The sequence below is a fragment of the Thiobacillus denitrificans DSM 12475 genome (assembly GCF_000376425.1).
Taxonomy (GTDB): domain Bacteria; phylum Pseudomonadota; class Gammaproteobacteria; order Burkholderiales; family Thiobacillaceae; genus Thiobacillus; species Thiobacillus denitrificans.
The window spans coordinates 36,267-54,296 of sequence record NZ_AQWL01000001.1; the positions used below are offsets into that span (position 1 = coordinate 36,267).

General features: G+C 58.4%; 14 protein-coding genes. 4 read left to right on the plus strand and 10 right to left on the minus strand.

The features are described 5' to 3' along the window. Positions 1 to 77 precede the first annotated feature (77 nt). From B059_RS0100195 to B059_RS0100250, 10 genes are all read right to left on the minus strand, one after another. On the minus strand, positions 78 to 875 hold the full coding sequence (locus B059_RS0100195; RefSeq protein ID WP_425480046.1) for a hypothetical protein: 798 nt from the start codon (positions 873 to 875) through the stop codon (positions 78 to 80). Continuing rightward, positions 872 to 2,866: a BREX-3 system phosphatase PglZ gene (gene pglZ, locus B059_RS0100200; protein ID WP_018076232.1), complete on the minus strand. Its 1,995-nt coding sequence runs from the start codon at positions 2,864 to 2,866 to the stop codon at positions 872 to 874. The genes B059_RS0100195 and pglZ overlap by 4 nt, the downstream gene beginning before the upstream one ends. Continuing rightward, positions 2,863 to 5,757, minus strand: a complete 2,895-nt coding sequence (locus B059_RS0100205; RefSeq protein WP_018076233.1) for a DEAD/DEAH box helicase — start codon at positions 5,755 to 5,757, stop codon at positions 2,863 to 2,865. The genes pglZ and B059_RS0100205 overlap by 4 nt, the downstream gene beginning before the upstream one ends. Continuing rightward, a complete protein-coding gene (locus tag B059_RS0100210; protein WP_018076234.1) occupies positions 5,754 to 6,803 on the minus strand; it encodes a hypothetical protein in 1,050 nt (349 codons plus the stop codon). Before B059_RS0100210 ends, B059_RS0100205 begins: the two co-directional genes overlap by 4 nt. Beyond that, positions 6,796 to 8,718 carry an AAA family ATPase gene (locus tag B059_RS0100215; RefSeq protein WP_018076235.1) on the minus strand — a complete coding sequence of 641 codons (1,923 nt, stop codon included), beginning with the start codon at positions 8,716 to 8,718 and terminating at the stop codon, positions 6,796 to 6,798. Before B059_RS0100215 ends, B059_RS0100210 begins: the two co-directional genes overlap by 8 nt. A gap of 3 nt (positions 8,719 to 8,721) precedes the next feature. Continuing rightward, on the minus strand, positions 8,722 to 11,508 hold the full coding sequence (locus B059_RS18420; RefSeq protein ID WP_019751244.1) for a DNA methyltransferase: 2,787 nt from the start codon (positions 11,506 to 11,508) through the stop codon (positions 8,722 to 8,724). A gap of 91 nt (positions 11,509 to 11,599) precedes the next feature. After that, on the minus strand, positions 11,600 to 15,331 hold the full coding sequence (locus B059_RS0100235; RefSeq protein ID WP_018076239.1) for a DUF6079 family protein: 3,732 nt from the start codon (positions 15,329 to 15,331) through the stop codon (positions 11,600 to 11,602). Continuing rightward, positions 15,328 to 15,843 (minus strand): BREX-3 system P-loop-containing protein BrxF, encoded by a 516-nt coding sequence (gene brxF / locus B059_RS0100240; protein WP_018076240.1) that lies wholly within the window; start codon positions 15,841 to 15,843, stop codon positions 15,328 to 15,330. The genes B059_RS0100235 and brxF overlap by 4 nt, the downstream gene beginning before the upstream one ends. Before the next feature lie 9 nt (positions 15,844 to 15,852). Further along, positions 15,853 to 16,056 (minus strand): helix-turn-helix domain-containing protein, encoded by a 204-nt coding sequence (locus tag B059_RS0100245; RefSeq protein ID WP_011927933.1) that lies wholly within the window; start codon positions 16,054 to 16,056, stop codon positions 15,853 to 15,855. Positions 16,057 to 16,306: 250 nt separating this feature from the next. Continuing rightward, positions 16,307 to 16,555, minus strand: coding sequence for a hypothetical protein (locus tag B059_RS0100250; RefSeq protein ID WP_018076241.1), 249 nt, complete (start codon positions 16,553 to 16,555; stop codon positions 16,307 to 16,309). Between the two features lie 31 nt (positions 16,556 to 16,586). Here B059_RS0100250 and B059_RS0100255 point away from each other — a divergent pair, with 31 nt between their 5' ends. From B059_RS0100255 to B059_RS0100270, 4 genes are read left to right on the plus strand one after another with little or no spacing between them, the layout of a single operon-like run. Continuing rightward, entirely contained in the window at positions 16,587 to 16,958 is a 372-nt protein-coding gene (locus B059_RS0100255; protein ID WP_018076242.1) for an integrative conjugative element protein, RAQPRD family, read from the plus strand. Then, complete coding sequence (locus B059_RS0100260) at positions 16,955 to 17,194, plus strand: TIGR03758 family integrating conjugative element protein (protein ID WP_018076243.1); 240 nt, start codon at positions 16,955 to 16,957, stop codon at positions 17,192 to 17,194. The genes B059_RS0100255 and B059_RS0100260 overlap by 4 nt, the downstream gene beginning before the upstream one ends. 22 nt (positions 17,195 to 17,216) lie before the next feature. Then, on the plus strand, positions 17,217 to 17,585 hold the full coding sequence (locus B059_RS0100265; RefSeq protein ID WP_016446157.1) for a TIGR03745 family integrating conjugative element membrane protein: 369 nt from the start codon (positions 17,217 to 17,219) through the stop codon (positions 17,583 to 17,585). Between the two features lie 12 nt (positions 17,586 to 17,597). Continuing rightward, a complete protein-coding gene (locus B059_RS0100270) occupies positions 17,598 to 18,008 on the plus strand; it encodes a TIGR03750 family conjugal transfer protein (RefSeq protein WP_010792126.1) in 411 nt (136 codons plus the stop codon). Positions 18,009 to 18,030 lie beyond the last annotated feature (22 nt).

Below are 18,030 nucleotides of genomic sequence, written 5' to 3' on the forward strand. Positions count from 1 at the left end.
GAAATGATGCTCTCTTGGTGCTGGCTGCGTCTGCTGATGCATGGACCCCCTCACTGGGTTCGAAAGAACCCGGCTGTTTAATCTGCTCGGCAGTAGTTTTTACTGTATGTACAATTTTGCTGATCCTTCAACTTCAACAGCTCATCGTCCAGTCCATAGCGAACCACGTCGATACGCTCGCTGCGTTGGGATACAAAGTCACCGGTCATCACGGGGAGCTGGAATGGGAAGAATGCCGGGTTGTTCAGGAGCAGACCCAATGCGCCCTTGGCCTCCGGTGTGGCCAGGAGTGCGGATTCAAACATCAGGATGGCCAGGTTTGGCTCGGCAATGCTCACCGGAGCGGCTTTCTCATAGCAGCCTTTGGTCTCGGAATCCTTCAGGGCTCCCCAGGCGACAAAGGAGCGGATGACGAACCGGGCATAGCGGCTGACGGTTTGCCGGTCGCCGTACTGTTCCTTCAGGCGGTTGATGATCTGGGTCTGGGTCACCTGATCCTGCAAGGCCAGCAAACGGCCGGTCTGGCGGGCCACATTGAACCAGAACGGATACACCGCCGAGATCATCCCCCAGTGGACCGCCAGAGCCATGGCCGGGTTTTCCCGCAGAAGCGCCAGCGAGGCATCCCGGAACGGGATCAACTCGGGGTCAGGAGAGACCCAGATCTTCATCAAGTTGTTGACCACGAAGGTCCGGGTCTGATCGCTTCGTTCGCGCTCTGAGCCGTTGCCTTTTCTGTCCACGAGGAACTCATGCAGCTCCTGGCGGATGGTTTTGGCGTCGAGGCCTGCCAGCAGCAGATTGGCTGCCTTCTGCATCCACTCGAAACGGATCGCCTGCTTGATGCCAATGGCTTCATGTCTTTTGCCCATCACCGTGTTCTCCTTTCAAACTTCACAAGGGGCACGATGACTTCTTCGATGGCTACACCGCCGTGACCTACGATGGCATCTCCCGGATTCACGAATGCGTCGCGGCCACCGGCTACCAGAGGGAAATAATCTGCGGGCAACCCGACCGGCTGCCACTCGTGGGCAAACGGGAAGGCCCCGGCCACCTGAGCGCGGAGTTCCGGCGTGGGATAGACACGAACCCGCTCGCCGCGAGTCTCGGCAATCACACCCTCAGATGGGCGGCCTTTGCCTTCGCATTGAATGTTGCCGTGATCGGCCGTCAGCCAGACCTCATAGCCGTAATCCAGCAGTTGGCCGACCATCGCGGAAAGAAACCCTGCATGGCACCACTGCTTGATCTGGTTGTGCATCCCGGCCGAGCCGAGTTGCATGCCGTGCATGATCTTGTCCACCTTGTCCACGACCAGCCCAACCACCTTGGTCTTTCCGGGATGGATTGCGGAGTCGAGGACGCCCGCAGCATCGCCGTCGCCAAGGCCGCGCTGGTAGGCGACATCCAGCCGAGACAGGCCATGGCCTTCCCAGAACTGCTTCCAGAGTTTCTCTTCGCTGTTGGTCGAGTTGATGGATGACGGGAAATAGAGCGGCGGCTTGCCCGAGAAGATCGATTGCCGCGATACCGAGGTCAGCGTCGGAATCCAGGCGAAGGTCGCGGATTCGCGCATGACCAGATTGGCATCCTGCTTTTGCAGTAGCTGGCGAATGGTCACCCACTGGTCCAGGGCCAGACCATCAACCACGATCAGCGCGGCCCGGCTGCTACCGGAGTCCTCGATGTCCCGAGCCAGGCGGCGCGGCACATGGTGGAGCATGGCCGGATTGGTCGGCGGTAAGTTGATCAGACTGGAGTAGTGGTCCGCCAGCCAACCGGCAAAGGTCGTGTTCAGTGCATCGCCGATTTCCTTGAGTCGGGTCTGATGCTCGGTGCTGTTGCCACAATGAACCAGCGAAGAGAGCTCGGCCCATTTCAGCGCGAAAGCGGTCCAATCAGAGTAACGCGCTTCCGCAGTGGGCAGCTCCTTCTCGACAAGGCCAAACAAGCGAGAGATCCGTAGATCGTCATCGTCCACGCCGGACGTGGCGATGCCGCTACGAACCCAGGACCCGGCATCCACTTCAATGCCTTTGGCCTCGACAGGGGTGAGTTTCCCCTCCAGGAACAGGTTGTCGATGTAGACCTTGATGTCCTGATGGTCGAACGGCAGGCGATCAGGGCCGGGATACTTGAGGCCGTATTCCGGCGAATCCTCCCGTACCTGATGAGCGCTGCCGAGCCTGGAAAGAAATAGCGGCCAGCGTTCCTGCAAAAAGGCGAAGAACGCCTCATCGTCCGGAACGATTTCAGAGAGCGGCCAAGCCTTGAATCCATCATGCCCTTTGAGAACCTGGATAAGCCGCTCAGCCAGCATCAGCGGGATCTGTAGCTTCCCATAGTGCAGGCGCAGCAATGCGCGAAGCAGCTCCACCTCGCCCCCAATTAGTTCCGCTGCAATGCCGAACACATGACGGAGAATGAAATCCTTGGTGGCGTTGTCGCCCATGCGATCCGGCGGCGACTTGCGCTGGGCCTCAAAAAGCGAATCCAGCAAGCTCCTGTCGAGCTTTTCAATGACCGGATAGCTCAGGTTGGGAAAGAGATCCCCCAAGTTGAATGAAAGCTTGCGGCCCGCCTGGAGTAGGTCGTAAGGCAAGGATTCCAGCTCCGCATCCTGCAAGCGGAGGACTACCACCAGATCGGTGTGCTCACCCCGGTCCCAGATCGAACGGTACTTTGACTCATAGGCGTATCTGAATTCGACCGGGTCACTGAACTCGATCAGGTCGAACCCGCGCCCGCGAAGCTCCAATGCCAGCTTCTCCTCGGTCAGCAGACAATCCGGGTCCGCGACCAGGGTCAGCTTGCTGACGTTGGGTACAAAATCGTTCAGGATGGCGTCTCTCCAACTACTCATTGAGCGCTTCCCTTGATGATCCGCAGCATCAGCAACGACCGGATTTCCGGTACGATCTGCCGCGCTGATTGCAATTCATGCCGCCACTCAGTTTCCTCGGCATCACAGCGAGCCAGACGGTACTGGCGCACTTCGGGCAGCCCCACCCGCTCGATGGCCTTCCGCCGTGAGGTAAAGGCGACCATGCCACGTTCCTCTTCCCGGTTCACCGAAGCGAGGTGCGCTTGCTGCAGGGCGTCGAACAGCTCCTGTCCGGCCTGTTCGGCAGCAATCTGCAAACGCTCATGCGCGGTGATGGATTCATCCTGCCCGAGGGTGGCTTGCACTTCGGCTTCCGCTGTCTGTAGCGCATCCCAGATATGCCGGGCCGTGGGCAGAAACAGTTTGCCTTCCTCGCTCAAGAACACGCTGACATAGCCCCGCCGCACCATGGGGATGCGCAGGAGTTGTGTCTTCTGGTGCATTCCGGCCTGAAGGCGGATCTCAAAGAGCCCCCAGAGTCCGGAGATGCTGGCTGGCAGTCCGCTCACAGTTGCGCAAGGCAATGGCTGACCTGCCGCGATTTGCGGAAGGTTCAAGGCCAGTCCACGGACACGGCTGTTTTCAAGATTGAGCAAGGTTGCATCGGCCAGGCGGTCCGCTTCCCGGGCGTTGAACACGGCCTTGCGATGTTCCTGGCCGTCCGGCCAATTCAGTTCCCACCAGGAGCGCTTGCGGCTGGCCGCGCCGCCGTGAGAATTGAGATAGCCCACCGTCATCCGCTCCACCCAATGGGGCAGCGGATGGGAACGCAGACGCTCAGCCGCCTGCACATCCGGTTCTTCTGAAATGCCATAGATGGCGGAGGCCTCGCGCACCTGCTGAATCTCATCACGAAGCCGGGCCACCGTGTGATCGACGGAGGTTTCGATGCCGTCAGGATTGAGAATGGCCGAGGCGAACACATCCTCGAACATCTCACCGGCCTGGGCGGAGTCAAGTACGTCGCCGGTCTTGTCGATGCCGAACTCGTCGAAGATCACCGAGAGCTTCTGCTCCAGCACTTCGCGGACCCGGAACTCGACCGAATCCTCGAACACGAAATTGATTGCCCGCACTTTCTTGGGCTGGCCGATACGGTCCACACGGCCGATTCGCTGTTCCAGCCGCATTGGGTTCCAGGGGATGTCGTAGTTGATGATGACATGGGCGAACTGCAGGTTCAGGCCCTCACCACCCGCATCGGTGGAAACCAGCACGCGGTGCGATTTGCGGAAGGCGTCCTGGGCCTGCTTGCGTTCCTCCATATCCATGGAGCCGTTCAGGGTGACGACCGATATGCCCCGAGCTTCCAGAAACTCCTTCAGCATCTGCTGGGTCGGCACGAACTCGGTGAAGATCAACACCTTCAGGTCCGGCTCGTTTTCCTCGGCCTGCAGTTCGTAGACCCACTCGATCAACGCCTCGGCCTTGGCGTCCGGTCCAGCCTGTTCGCAGCGAACCGCCGCATCCAGCAGGGTCTCCACATGGCTGCCTTCGCTCTGAAGAGCCGAGACATGGGATTTCAGCAGCTCATCGAGCAGCTCCTGGCCGTCCATGTCGTACAGCTCGTCGAAGTTTTCCGAACCATCCGCGCCGTTTTCCAGCTCCGCCAGGCGCAGGCTGGCTTGCTGTTCGCCTTCCTTTAGCGCCGCGAGCCGCCGTTCCAGCGTAGTGCGGATCGCCCGGGTGCTGGAAACCACCAGGCGCTGCATCAGGATCATCAGGAAGCCGATATGGCGCTTCTTCTCGCGCAGGGCCTGGTTGTAGCCCTCGCGCACATAGTCGGTCACCGCTTCATAAAGGAGCTGCTGAAGGTGATGACGGCTCTCCCAGGCCACCGGGGCCATCTGCGTGCGCCGGGGTTTGAAGAGCGGCTTGCCGTCGGCATCGATGGCCTTGCGCTTCTCGGTACGAATAACATACGGGGCCACCCGCTCGCGGGAGACGCTGTCCATGTCCGGAAAAGCGTCGTCATCCAGCAGGTTCATCAGGCGATGGAAGGCATCGGTCTTCCCCTGGTGGGGAGTCGCGGAAAGGAGCAGCACATAGGGCGCGGCCTCCGCCAACCCCTTGCCGAGCTTGTAGCGGGCGACCTGATCAGTGCTGCCGCCCAGACGGTGCGCTTCGTCCACCACCACCAGATCCCAACCGGCGGTAATCAAATCCTCGAACCGGCTGCGGTTGTATTCGGCAACGCGCTCAGCAGTCCAGCCGCGCCGCTTGTCCATGGGTTTGACCGAATCCAGGGAGACGATGACCTGATCAAACATCGACCAGGCTGAGCTCCGGTGATCCGCCCCTGGAGCCAGGCGTTGCAATGTGCCGATGTCGTCGCCCAGCACGAGCTGGAACTGCTCGTTGAAATGGGTCTGCATTTCCGCCACCCACTGGGTGGCGATACCTTTGGGAGAGACGACCAGGATTCGCCGAACCAGCCCGCGCAGTTTTAGCTCGCGCATGACCAGACCGGCCTCGATGGTCTTGCCGAGACCCACCTCATCGGCCAGCAGGTAGCGCACGCGGTCGCCGGAGATGGCCCGGGACAAGGCGTGGATCTGGTGCGGCAGCGGAATGACGTTGGACTCCATGGGAGCCAGCAGCACATGGCCCTCGGTGGCGCTGGTGGAGCCTTCGAGCACCTCGGCCACCTTGGCTGCGGCTGCCACATAGGCTATGCGCCCGGCTTCAATCTCCGGCTGCAGGTCGGCACTCAGCGGCCGCAAGGCGGAGCGGGGCACGCGCACTACCGCGTCCTGGTTCGGCAACCAGACACGGCACACCGTCTGCCCCCACAAGGTCTGTTCTTCGATGACCTTGCAGGCGCTGTTATGAACGGTGCTATATTGCCAAACATCCTGCATCGGCATCATCCCGGAATTGAAAAATCGTTGTGATAAACCACGGACGCTAACTCGACCGTCCCGTCGGCGCACTCCCAGTAATGAAGATGGAATTCCCTATCGATATCTCGACGCTGCGCCTTATCAGAGCCACGCATTCTTTGCGGATCATTTCCACCTGGCCCTGTCCGCAGAGCATGCACGGCTGGAAGATTGTGCCCTTTGATAGTCTCAACGATTGATCGGAGAATCTTAGGCGGCACGGAATCCCCTTGGTCGGCGCAAACTTGCTGGCACAACTCCCGGAATCTGGCTCCAATGGCTGGAACAATCACGCCACCCCAGTCAGGGGAATCACCTTGAGCAATCTCGTTTTTGAATAGAGCGATTCGGACGGCGAGTTCAATTCCAAGGTCGTCAGACGCGCCAACCAGAATGGCGGATTCATCGAGACAATCGATCAGGCCCCGAAAATCGTCACAGACCAACACATCGCCTTCAAAGAACTCGGGTGGGCACGGCAAAACCGGGATATCGTCTCTGGCATGCTCGAGCTCGTGAATATGGGCTCTTACCTGGATTACCTGTTTGGGCGCTTCTCTCAGTATGAGCGAATGGCCGCCAAGAGGTTGGGAGCAGTGCTTGCGTAGGACGGCGATCAACGTGATGCATCGGGCAAGATCGGACTGGAGGCCGTCGTGTGTTGTCAGCCGAATAACATCCGGATCTGTTTCCAGATGTTCTGCCAAGACATCCTTGACCCGATAGTAGGTTTCAAAGGATGGAGTGATCGCCAGAAGCTGGTTGGCAATTCTCGCAACCGTATTGACGTCGTACTCTACTATGCCATGGGCATTGAACAGTTCTCTGAGTTGCTCCCTCAGTGGATACAATCCGTCGGCAAACAGGGACTCTGAAGCCCGCTCGCTCATGTAAATGGCCACCCAGGGCTCATCAAGCAACTTGCTCCAGTCCAGTAGCGTATCCACATACTGGAAAGCATCATCCTTGGCGCAATCAACATGGGGAACAGCGAGCACGCCTGCGTCAATTGTTACGCTGGGCAGGCTATGCATCTTTATTCCTCCGGCTTGCTTTGCGCTTCATCGCCGCAGCTCTGAGGATTTCCTCGGCCTGCTGTTGGGACTGATCAAAGAATCCTTCCGGCCAGTCTGAGATGGCTCCGTACTCGTTTATCACCACCTCTCGGAAAGCTGAACCCTGCGACGGCTTTTCCACGAAGTAGATCTTGGTCTGACTGTTCAGCTCCTTCTCGGGTGTTGCCGCTGCAATTCGGAAGCGAAGGCGGTCGATGAAATACTCGCTGTGGGTTTCAACAATGCACTGCTTATTGCAGAGCGCCATCGAAAGGAAAAAGTCGCCGAGTAGTGTCTGAACTTTCGGGTGAAGATGCAGCTCCGGCTGTTCAAAAACGAGTGTAGAGTCCGTGTCGGCGAGAAGGCACATGACGAGGATCGGCAGGACCTGGCTGACGCCTACACCCACATGCGTGAGGTCATGCGTGCTATCCGAATTGGAAAGCCCCACCTTCAGCTCGTGCCCCAATTTGCCCTGGTCTCGGCTTTTGACTGAGCTGGCGACTCCCAGATATTGGAGCCAATCGATAACCGCCGCTTCGAGAGTCCGGGTAACTGTTTTACGGTCAACTACCGGCTCTTTGAAATTTACGGACGGGATATAGCGGATCTTCTTGTTTTTATGCAGTTCAAGAATGGAAGCAGTGTGCTCTCCGCGTAGGCCTACGTCATGTGGGTCCGCTGCTGGCGCGAGCGGATACAGCGGTTTGGGAGCATCCCTCAACGGCCCGAGGTATTTCAAGGCAGAGGCGAAGAAATTATCCAGATACCATGTAGCTTCCGTTATCAAGCGAGGTGGCCTGGCTTGGACGAAGGCATGGGTCTCGGGCTTCTCTGCCGTTGATGCCCTCATGGCTTGGTGGATGCGATCAAAAAGATCATCGCGCTCACGCAGGACCTGCTGAACTTTCAGGCGCTCGTCGCGTGGGAGGCTGCGCAACCTTTCATACCAAGACCTGAATGTAAGCGTATCGGCCTCGGAACCGAAGAGTGACTCCTGCCGATACTTGTCCTTGAAAGTCTGATCAAAATCGATTGTGCCTTCGAGGACTTCGCGCAACACCGCAACGATCTCTTCGGAAAGGAGAATCTCCCTTCCCATGTTGCGCCGTAAGCCAATGGCACGACGGCCATCATCCTGAAGAGCCATGGCGATGGCGTTTGCGTCCTCTTCGATGGTATCGATGGCGTAAACAATTCTCTCGGGAAGGAAGTGTCGAAGCATGCAGCCGATTGGCTTGGCCGAGCGAAAGTCATCCTTCACCTCAGCCATGGAGCCATCGTCCAGCTCAACAGCGTAAGCCAAACTGGCGCGTAGCTGATCGTCAATTTCACTGGCGCTGTCGGCTCCTTCAATCTCGGAGATGGCCTTGGTGGAATGATGGATCGATATATCGGCTTTCTGATCCACGTTGTCCTCGTCCCTGGATATGCAGGACAACTGCGTAGCAAAAAGCCGAGGTTGGATTTGGAACAAATCACGCTGGGAGCTCGAAGCATCAGCGTCGAACGAAATCTCACAAGCGATTTCCTGAAGCTGATTGGAGCGCGGTCCATAGTAAATAGCACCACGGGGCGCGAACTGAGACCGCCTGCCTATTGCAGCATCCTGATCCGGAAGTGGCCGACAGGTACATTTGATGGTGATCTGGTCTGAAGCACCACCATTGGATTTCAGGTCGTCAAACTGGCCCAGGCTCGTGAGAGCACCATTCAATACGACAGATCGCGATCCGACCTTATGGGCCAAAGTCTGTGCTACGAGAAGGACGGATTGGATGAACGTGCTCTTCCCGCTGCTGTTTGCGCCAGCGAAGATCGTGAGTGGGCCGAGGTCCAGCTCAGTCTCCTCACGAATCGATTTAAAGTTGAAGACCTTCCATTTGGTGATCATGGGCTATTCCCCTCCCATCCGCGTTACCGCCTGGTCGTACCACATCAGCAGCTTGGGATCTTCTTCCAGAACGTTGTTGGGGATCTTGTCGGCCACGGCGACGATGACGGCGTAATCACGTTCCTGCCAGGCTTTCTTGAATCCGGCGCGGACAGCTTCCAGGCGGAAGACCTTGAGCTTTTTCTTGACCTCTTTGTATTCCTCGAACTCCTTGAGCAGCGCTTTCTCGCGCAGCTTCTCCAGGTCGCCCGCCTTGTTGGGATCGGGCACATACCAGCGGTCGCGGGCCTTGGTGACCAGGGTCGGATCATCCTTGGGCAGGTTGCGCAGCTCTTTCCAGTTGGTTGAGAGGTAGGCGTGGATCTGCTCGGGTACCGGGCCTTTGCCGTCATAGCGAAGGAAGTTCTGCTCCAGCAATGTCAACAGTTCAAGCGGAACTTCGCTCTTGCTCCAACCAGCGGTCTCTTTGAGAAATAAAGGGTGAAGATCTTGGAATGATTGTGGCTTCCTTATTAACTGTTGCTTGAGCCACTGAATGGCAGAGGATTCGTCGATTACAAACAACTGCAGTTGAAGCACTTCCTTAACAGTCATTCGCTTTTTGTCATACATTGCCGCTTGGTCCGGCAAAAAATACATTCCGTCTCTCAATGAAAATCGTTGATCTAAGCCAGAGTAGAAGTCCGAGGCAGACAGAGGTACAGCTACGCCTCTTTGGACATGAAATGCGACCATTCGGTCGAACAGAAGGTAATTTTGTCTTTCAGCTATAACCTCAACTTGGCTATCCTTTGAAACAAAAACGGGTAGCTGGCCAAGATGAGTGCGTATGAAGTCCCAAACACCGTCTTCGGTTCCGGCCTCAAGTTCAAAGCGATCCTCAAGACCACCATTTGGTCTATATGCAGATATGACTAAGTCTTGCTTAACAGCTCCGGCTGTTGTCATCTGCTTGTATGTTCCTTGCCCCTTATCAAGAATCCGCACGTCAGCTATCACAAAGCCAGCTATCCCGAGAGATTCTTGAATAACATTCCAAACTGCGTTCTTACTATTGTGGAACGCGATGGTAATCCACCTTCCCGGCTTAAGGACTCGAAAAAGCTCGCCAAACGACCTTGTCATTAAGTCTTTGTATTCATTGAGGCCTTTGCTCTGTTTTCCTGAAATTATTGCCTCGTAGTCTTGCTTAGTGAAAACCTTGAGCCATGCCTCATACAGAAAGCTCAACTCGGAATAAATGATGTTGTCTCCGAATGGCGGATCAATAAAGATATAGTCAACGCTACCTGACGGGATATGCTGTAGATTGGTTCCTGATTGTGTGCTTGAAATTGTCCTGCCTGGCTGTTTTTTCAGTTCGAAGACATTGGAGATGTCTTTGACTTTCCCTTTAGCAAGTACAAAAATATTTCGCTCAGCAGAGACACTTGGGAACTGCAAGGTGTTATATGTCTGGCCAGCTAGATTTATTTTCCCGCCCTTGAAGCCTACATTGTGCATTCGACTGCCGGTTTTTACTGCGAACGAAGTGCATAAAAAGGCCATTTCATGAGGGTATGAGCTTTTTTGTGCTGCTGCAAATAGCTCAGATAGTGCAATCAAATTACGCTTCGTCCAAAAATGATGGACGTGAGTTATGCCAAAATGGATTCCGGCCCTAAACATATCGCCCCACCTTTCGCCATTGAACATCATTGGGGCCGATGGCGAAAACGAAGTGGGTTTCAAGCTATTGATGCGAGACATTAGCTCTCGATCAAATTTAGATGGATGCTTTGAAAAAGTCTTATTTCCTACGCGAGCCTGGATTAGAACCAAATCTTGTCGGTTTTGTTTTATAGAAGTCTTTAACTCATCATCCCAATATGTTGTATGCGCCCGACCGGAAGCTGTTTTTTTAATCTCCCTTCCACATTTTGGGCACTTCATTTCTGCGTTGAAACCTTGAGATCCCTCATCAAGCGCCGGGTTCCAAAGAAGCACCTCCTCACCACATTCACAAAAAACTACATCAGACCACAATCCGTATTCGAAGCTTCCCTTCGATTTGCCACCGGGAATGTCAGTCTCATACATCCAGCCCAAATTTTTTTCCGTTTCATTCAGGAGTCTCTCCGCACATTTTTGGAAGGTTCGTGAACTAAGGCTGGAATTGAAGTTTCTTTGCAAAAAAGTTGCGAATGGAGACAAATCGACCATGATCGCATGGCGTGTTCCCCATGAGGGCTGTTCTCGCCCGGTTTCTCGCCAATAGTCTTCGATTGCTCTTTTCAGGTCTGATGGAGGCTCAGAGCACGCTTGTGCTGCAACTCCGGTCATCCCGGTGCCGGCGAAGCAGTCTAAAACCACATCGCCAGGTGAGGTGTAATTCAAAATATATCGGACAATAGCTCGATACGGGACTTTCGTGTGATATGTATGCGCCATGCATACTGGATCTTGCTTCCCCTCGCTTACATCGGCCGCAAAAGGTTCCCTGTGGTAGTGGTAGCCATCGGGCTGTTCCGGCTTTTGCGCCTCCCAATCGGCGATGAAGTCGGCGATCCACGGGTTCGGGCAGGCGGTGTAATACGGCGGATCGCTCAGGTTCAGGATGTCCTCGTCGCTGCCGATGGGAAAGCCTTCGATCTTGCGGAACTCCGGGTCCTGCATCTTCTTGCGCAGCTCCTCGGTAAAGTGAGCACGGCGGGCCTCGTCGTTCTCGAACGTCATGCCGAGACAAGTCACCGGGCCGGAGGGCTTCTGCGGCTCTTCAAGCAGCGAGTCGAACAAACTGTTTTCTTTCATCTTCATAATCCTTGGCTTTCGTCTTGTGTCTCAGCTTGGTTACTTCGCGGGTGACCAAGCTCGACGGAGTTGGTCACTCGCTTAGTCACTCTTATTCCATGACGATCCGCACCTTGGCCGGGTCCTTGCCCTTGGTGAGCTGATCAATGTACTCCTCAAAGCGTTTCTTCATCTCCGCCGGGGTGGCCGGGCCGTCGGTGACCTGCAGGGCCTGTTGCAGCTCCTGCGCCTTGACGGTGACCTTGACCAGACCGGAGAGCACTTCCTTCAGGGCGTGAACAAAGTTGCTGTCCAGCGGCACCGGCAGTTCCTTCGTCTTGATGAAGGCTTCCAGGGGCTCGCGGTCGTCGATCTTCAGCAGATCCATGTTGGCCTGGGTGATCGGGTCCTCCAAGTTGCTGAGGATGGTAGAGGTCCAGGCAGCCACCATGGCGTCGAGCTGGGCGTCCATCTGGTCGATCATCTGCGAGCCTGCCGAAGCAAAGGTTTCCACCGAAGGCCGGAACCCGCAATGCGGGCAGATCGGCGAGGCGTCGAGGTTTTGCTCGGTCAGGGCGAAGCAGCTCTTCAGCCCGGCCAGGCGGTTCTGGTAATCGGTGAGCTGCTGCCGTGGCATCAGGTCGATACCCGCCAGTTTGAGCAGGGTTTGCAGGCGCTGGTCGTTGAGCAGGCCCGCCTTGCGCTTGTCGTCGTTCACGCCCAGCCGGGCCTTGGTATGCAGACCGATGTAGGCGACGGTGTAATCCTTCTTCAGCTTTTGCAGCTTGGCCCCGATGGACTGGGACTGGCTGGCCAGCTCGGTCAGGTCGGCCTGCTTAAGGGCATCCAGCACGTCCTGCCGGGTGGTCTTCATGCGATCCACCCAGTCATGCTCGGCGGGCAGCACCGCCTCGGCGGTGGAGAGCCAGGATGCCGTCGGGCTGTGGTCCATGATGAACTCGCGCAGGGCGTCCAGCTCGTCCAGGGCCTTCACGGCCTTTTCATGGGCCAGCACTTCGGGTGCGCTGTAGCGGAAATTCTTCAGCTTGCCGGGCGAGGAGTAGGCCTGGAGCGATTCAAAGAAGCCCTTGGCCTCGTCCAGCCCGCTGGCCTGGCTGGCCAGGTCGGTTCCCGCGAGCAGGTCCAGGCCCCAGAAGGAGAGCCCTTCGCGCAGGGTCTGCTGGGTCATGACGATGCGCTTGACGATCTTGCCCACCGCCTGCTGCAGGTTCTGCACCGGCTCGTCCTTGCCCTGGGTGACAAGCTGGGCCATGCCCGGCGTCATGCCGAGCAGTTCGAACAGCGCTTTGAGCGCGGGCAGGTTCCATTCCTTGGGTTGCTCCAGGTGCTTGAAGCGGACCAGCTCGTCCATGCCGGTCGCGGCAAGCTGCTGTAGTCCGGTGGCGTCAAACTTTTTGCCCGGAATGGCGAGCACGATGTCGCCGGAATAGACCAGCGAAGCCAGGATGACCGCCACCCATTCCGGCTCAAGCCGACCACCGCCGGGGTTCATGTATTCCAGCCCGTGGTCGTCCTGGATGATCTCGCTGCGGTTGACTACCTGGCCGTGCCCCTTGGCCTTGACGGCATCGAGAATGAACTTGGTGTACTTCGACTTGTAGGGGTCGATCTTCTCGCCGTCGAGCAGCTCCAGGGCGTCCAGCACGGCGGTGGCCTGCTTGGTGCGGTTCTGCCCGGCGATGGCTCGCAGGGCGTCCTGCGCGGCCTGGGCGCGGTTGTTGCCGGTGATCAGGACCGAGAAGAACGGGTAGTCCGGGGCCTGGTTCTCGAAGTTCGGTGCCAGGCAGACACCGGCGATGGTGTTCACCAAGTCGCGGAAGTTGATAGTCTCGTGAGGCGACAGGCCCGACAGGTCGCGGATGGATTTGCCCTTGGCCCATTCGGTCATGGACTTGGCGCGGCCCTGATAGGTGACCTCGAAGGCATCGCTCATGTGCTTCTGCAGCCACTGGACCAGCTTCTTCAGGAAGCCGTTGGCCTTCGATTCATAGGTGGCCTTGGCATGGCCCGATGAGGTGGCTGCAAGATCCAGTGCGGCCGCATAGCTCTTCAGCGCAGTCTGGAATTCCTCGTCGGTGCCTTTCAGGCGGAAGAAGACCTCGTCGTTGACCTTGTCGTCCTTGAAGCGCGGCGGATCGTTGGGCTGGATGAAGTAGAGGTAAAAGTCCCGCTGCGGCACGGCGGTGGAACGCTCGTTCGGTGCCCCGAAAAAGAGGTAGCCGGAGCGGGCTGCCTTGTGCTCCTGCCAGATCAGTTCGTGCTGCCAGATTTTGTAGCCGGTCACATAGGTGGCGTCCTGGCATTCCATGACCCGCTTGAGCGCCTCGTAATAGAAGCGGTCGAGCTGAGCCTGGCCCAGGCTTTCGGCCCGCTTGTCGATCAGGGCGTCGAAGTCGTCGGTCTTCTTCAGGTCGAGATAGAACTGGCGGTTGTCAGCATTGAAGGAGATGAACTGGCCGCTGACTGTCTTGTGGATCTCGCGCAGGACCGTTTCCACATGGGTCTGGAGATCCTTGTCGGGTTCGTCGCTACCCAGCTCGGCGATCAGCGGATCAAACAGGCAGAGACGGTCGCGCAGTTCCTCGGCGGATGCGCCCATGGGGGCATAGATGTCGCCGGTGGTAAGGCGGTGGACGGACAGCGCATGGATCAGGCGTAGCGCCATCGGCTTGTATTGTTTGCGGGTGATGGCGTTCTCGATGCGGGATTCCAGAACCTGGCTGCAATCAATGACTGCCCGGATTTCGGGAATGGCGCGGAACGAAGCGTTCTGCTTGAGGGTACCCCAATAGCTGTCGAAGGCGATCAGGCCGGGTTCGTCCTGTGGCACATCTTTGCCGAGAATGCCTTTCATGCCCATGGACAGGGTCTTGAGCACCTCGCGCTTTTCCACCACGGTGACCCGCTCGAAGGTGTCGATGTAATCGGGATGCACCGGGAAGAGTCGGACGAATTCGTCCATGCGCTCATTGAGCCCGCCGTAGTATTTGGCAAAAGGCATCAGGTAGTCGCGGATCTTGGCCTGTTGCTCGGTGGTCTTCTTGAGCAGGCGCTCGGCCACGACGAATTTCACGTCGCTGCGGGCGATAAGGATCTGCTCGAAGCGGTCCTTCACCCGGCGGATGCTGTCGGCGACAAAAGCGAAGCGCGGGCTGTCGAAAATGGCTTCCTGGACACCGGCCATGAAGCGGAAGCGCAGGTCCTTGCAGACCTCGCCGACCTCGCGGAGGAAGTTGAGGTCGAGGATCAGCTCCTGGTCCTTGCGGGTGCGCAGGTAGTCGAGCAGCTCGTCGACCACCAGCAGCATGCCGTGTTCGGGGAACACCTCGCCGAACTTGGCCATCATGTCTTCGAAGGCCCGCTTGTGGCTGGTAATGGTCCCGGCTTCGGGGAACACATACTCCACGCCGAGTTTTTCGAGGTGCTCTTCCAGTTCGGCCACCAGGATGTCGCGCAGGGACATGGTGGTGGCACCGATCTCGGTACGGATGACCTTGAACCGACCGGCGATCTGAGAGGCTGCGTCGCGGACACCATCGTTCTTCAGCCCTTCCAGCAGGGAGGCATCTGCGGCAAGGCTGGAGACCACCGACATCAAGTGCGACTTACCGGTGCCGTAATTACCGACCACCAGCAGCCCCTTGTTGTCGACCGGGTGGTCGAACTGCATCTGAGGAATGACAAGCTGGGTGAGCCGTTCGGCCATTTCATCTGAAATGACATAGGTGTTCACCAGGTGCTGCGCGGCGTTCGATTTGTCCGCGTCACGCAACTGAACGACCGACTCAATCGGGTCGAATTGGATAAGGTCTCCGTATTTCATGCTTGTCCTGCCTCTCTATTATTTTTTGCCGAATCGACCGTGGCCGTGCCATCCATGCCCACAATCAGCGCATCGACCGAGTCATAGCTGCGGTACTCGGGATGGCCGGTTTCGGCGTACAAAAGCCTCCCGGAATTCATAATTCCGTTCCACGAAGCCACCACGGCCCGATTTCTGGAAATGGACTGCAGCAGGCGCAAGGGGTCCTGCTGGAGATCCTTGTCGAAGAGGATCTCGAGATTATCCAGCACCACCGGTGCTTGAGCCTGGTCCGCGATCTGATCGAGGATGCCCGGCAACCGAAGCGACCGCTGCTTTGCCGTCAGCTCAAGCAGTTCGCCTGAAAGCGCCAGATTGACGTTGACGACAGATGAGCCGAATTCCTCGGCAATATCCCGAAGAACGCCGGTCTTGCCGGAACCGGTCTCACCCACCAGCAACACCAGACGGTGATACAAGCCTTCGGCTGCCTGGAGGGATCGTTTTATCTTGTCGTGAATCGGCTCGGCCATGGTCGCTCCTTATTGCTCGGTGTCCGGCTTATCGGATTTGTCAGCCGCACCGCCGGAGCGGACCCATTCGTCCACTTCGTCTTGTTTGAACATCCAGCGACGGCCGACGCGATGACCGGGCATAGCCCGTTGTTCGATCCACTTGTAGACCGTCTCGTTGCTTACATTCAGGTATTTGCAAATGTCATCGACCGTCAGCCATCTCTCATCCATAGCCTTCGTCCTTCGTTCATCATNTTTTCGGTAAAAGCCCGAAGGTCTCCGGGAAACCCGAAATCCGGACACAGTGCCGCAAATTAACCTCCATAAACTACATTGATGGATTGCCAAAATCAAGCGTTTTGTGCCGATTAGTACCGACTTTTCCGAAAAAGTGCCTGATTGTCGTTGGTGATCCGGTTGCCGTTCTGAGAAGGGGCCCGCTCGTATAAGGGGATCGCCCCTCCAGCAGGCACTGTGCGACCTAGCGCCAAGCAGCCACCGCGGTGACGACCTCGGCCAGCACCGCGAATGCATCGGCTTCGGTCGGAGAGAAGTAGGCACACCGCGCCAGCAGGGTTTCCACATCAGTGACCGGCCTGTCTTGTTCTAACAGCCAGGTCCTGGACTCCCGGCCTTGTCCGGAAACGGCGCTACGCCAACCATCGAGGCAAATCCGGTGCGCCGCCCGTTCCGATTCTTTGCGGCACACCCCGGCCTCACGCCGCAGCATCCCGCCATCCAGACGACTGCGGAACGGCGTGATGACACCCCTTGGCAACCTGACGACCGCCTGCCGCCGTGTGCCGGCCCTGGCCTTGGCGCTGACCATCGCGCTGGCCAGCGCATCGCCCGCATCGGCCGACGATGCCAGCGCTGAACACGAGCAACTGGCGGCCCTTGCCCGCCAACTCAACCTGATCGACCGCCTCGCCGAGCACGCCGCCAATTCCGCCCCGCAGGAACGCGCCCGCTATCACTTCGACTACGCCCGACTGCGCGCAGACCTGAAGCGCGTTCGCGCCGGCCTGCAGGACTACCTCGTGCCCCAGCGCGCCCAGCCGCGCGATCCCGTCCCGCTGGCCGGCGACTATGTCCGCCGCGACCGCGCCGACGACGAGGAGCCGTCGCCATGACGCCCTCTGCCGATCAGGTCGCCGCCTTCCAGGCCAACGGCGGCTTTGCGCCTTCGGCCGTCTCTGCCGTGGTGCTCGCTTTCGTGTTTGCCGTGTTGCTGCTGTGGGGCGTGTGGGCCATGCGCACCGCCTACGTCGGCTGGGCCGAGCACCGCATCACTGAACGTCAGTTCCTCGGCGTCATCGTGCGCTTCGTGGCGATGTACCTGATGCTGACCTTCTTTCTCCTCTCCTGACCGTCACGAAGGGCCATACGCCATGAACACGCCACCGACACCCCATCGCATTCCGTCCCGCATCGCCGCTCCGCTGCTGCCGCTGGCGCTCGCGGGCCTGCCGCTGTCGGCCTTCGCGCAGGGCCTGCCGACCATGGAAGACCCATCGCGCGGCCAGGGCAGCGGCATCCTGCAGACCTTGCAGAACTACGGCTACGACATCGTGCTGCTGATCGCGCTGCTCGTGGTCGCATCGATGTTCGTCGGTGTCTGCTATCACGCCTACACGCGCTACTCGGAGATCCACACCGGCCGCGCCACCTGGGGCCAGTTCGGCCTGACGGTCGCCGTGGGCGCGATCCTCCTGGTGGTCGGCATCTGGCTGCTCACCAAGGCCACCGGCGTGCTGTGAGGGCGGCAAGCGATGGCCGTCCCTCCGGAGACCCCGCAAGACACGCTGGTGACCTTCCTGCCGCACCGGCTGAACCGCCAGCCGGTGGTCGTGCGCGGGCTGACCGCCGACGAGTTGTGGATCTGCGCCGGCCTGTCGGCCGCAGCCGGATTCGCGCTCGGCCTGCCGCTGGCCTGGCTCACGCACAGCATCGCCATGGTGCCGACGCTGATCGTCGCCGGCATCGCGCTGGGCGTCTTCGTCGGCGGTGGTTTTCTGCGCGCGCAGAAGCGGGGCCGGCCCGACACCTGGCTGTACCGGCAGCTCCAGTGGCGGCTGGCCCTGCGGCACCCGGCGCTGGCGGCGCTCCTGGGCGGGCAGCGCCTCATCACCCGCTCGGGCTACTGGACTACCCGGCGCAACGCCGATCGAGGTGCGCCATGAGCGCGCCCGCACGGCCGCCCGA

Bases quoted from the DNA above. Each gene is read 5' to 3' on its own strand.
- brxF (WP_018076240.1), bottom strand. From the start codon at position 15,843: ATGGCCGAGCCGATTCACGACAAGATAAAACGATCCCTCCAGGCAGCC.
- B059_RS0100265 (WP_016446157.1), top strand. From the start codon at position 17,217: ATGAACACGCCACCGACACCCCATCGCATTCCGTCCCGCATCGCCGCT.
- B059_RS0100250 (WP_018076241.1), bottom strand. From the start codon at position 16,555: ATGCTGCGGCGTGAGGCCGGGGTGTGCCGCAAAGAATCGGAACGGGCG.
- B059_RS0100270 (WP_010792126.1), top strand. From the start codon at position 17,598: ATGGCCGTCCCTCCGGAGACCCCGCAAGACACGCTGGTGACCTTCCTG.
- B059_RS0100255 (WP_018076242.1), top strand. From the start codon at position 16,587: ATGACACCCCTTGGCAACCTGACGACCGCCTGCCGCCGTGTGCCGGCC.
- B059_RS0100210 (WP_018076234.1), bottom strand. From the start codon at position 6,803: ATGCATAGCCTGCCCAGCGTAACAATTGACGCAGGCGTGCTCGCTGTT.
- B059_RS0100215 (WP_018076235.1), bottom strand. From the start codon at position 8,718: ATGATCACCAAATGGAAGGTCTTCAACTTTAAATCGATTCGTGAGGAG.
- B059_RS0100260 (WP_018076243.1), top strand. From the start codon at position 16,955: ATGACGCCCTCTGCCGATCAGGTCGCCGCCTTCCAGGCCAACGGCGGC.
- pglZ (WP_018076232.1), bottom strand. From the start codon at position 2,866: ATGAGTAGTTGGAGAGACGCCATCCTGAACGATTTTGTACCCAACGTC.
- B059_RS0100235 (WP_018076239.1), bottom strand. From the start codon at position 15,331: ATGAAATACGGAGACCTTATCCAATTCGACCCGATTGAGTCGGTCGTT.
- B059_RS18420 (WP_019751244.1), bottom strand. From the start codon at position 11,508: ATGAAAGAAAACAGTTTGTTCGACTCGCTGCTTGAAGAGCCGCAGAAG.
- B059_RS0100205 (WP_018076233.1), bottom strand. From the start codon at position 5,757: ATGATGCCGATGCAGGATGTTTGGCAATATAGCACCGTTCATAACAGC.
- B059_RS0100245 (WP_011927933.1), bottom strand. From the start codon at position 16,056: ATGGATGAGAGATGGCTGACGGTCGATGACATTTGCAAATACCTGAAT.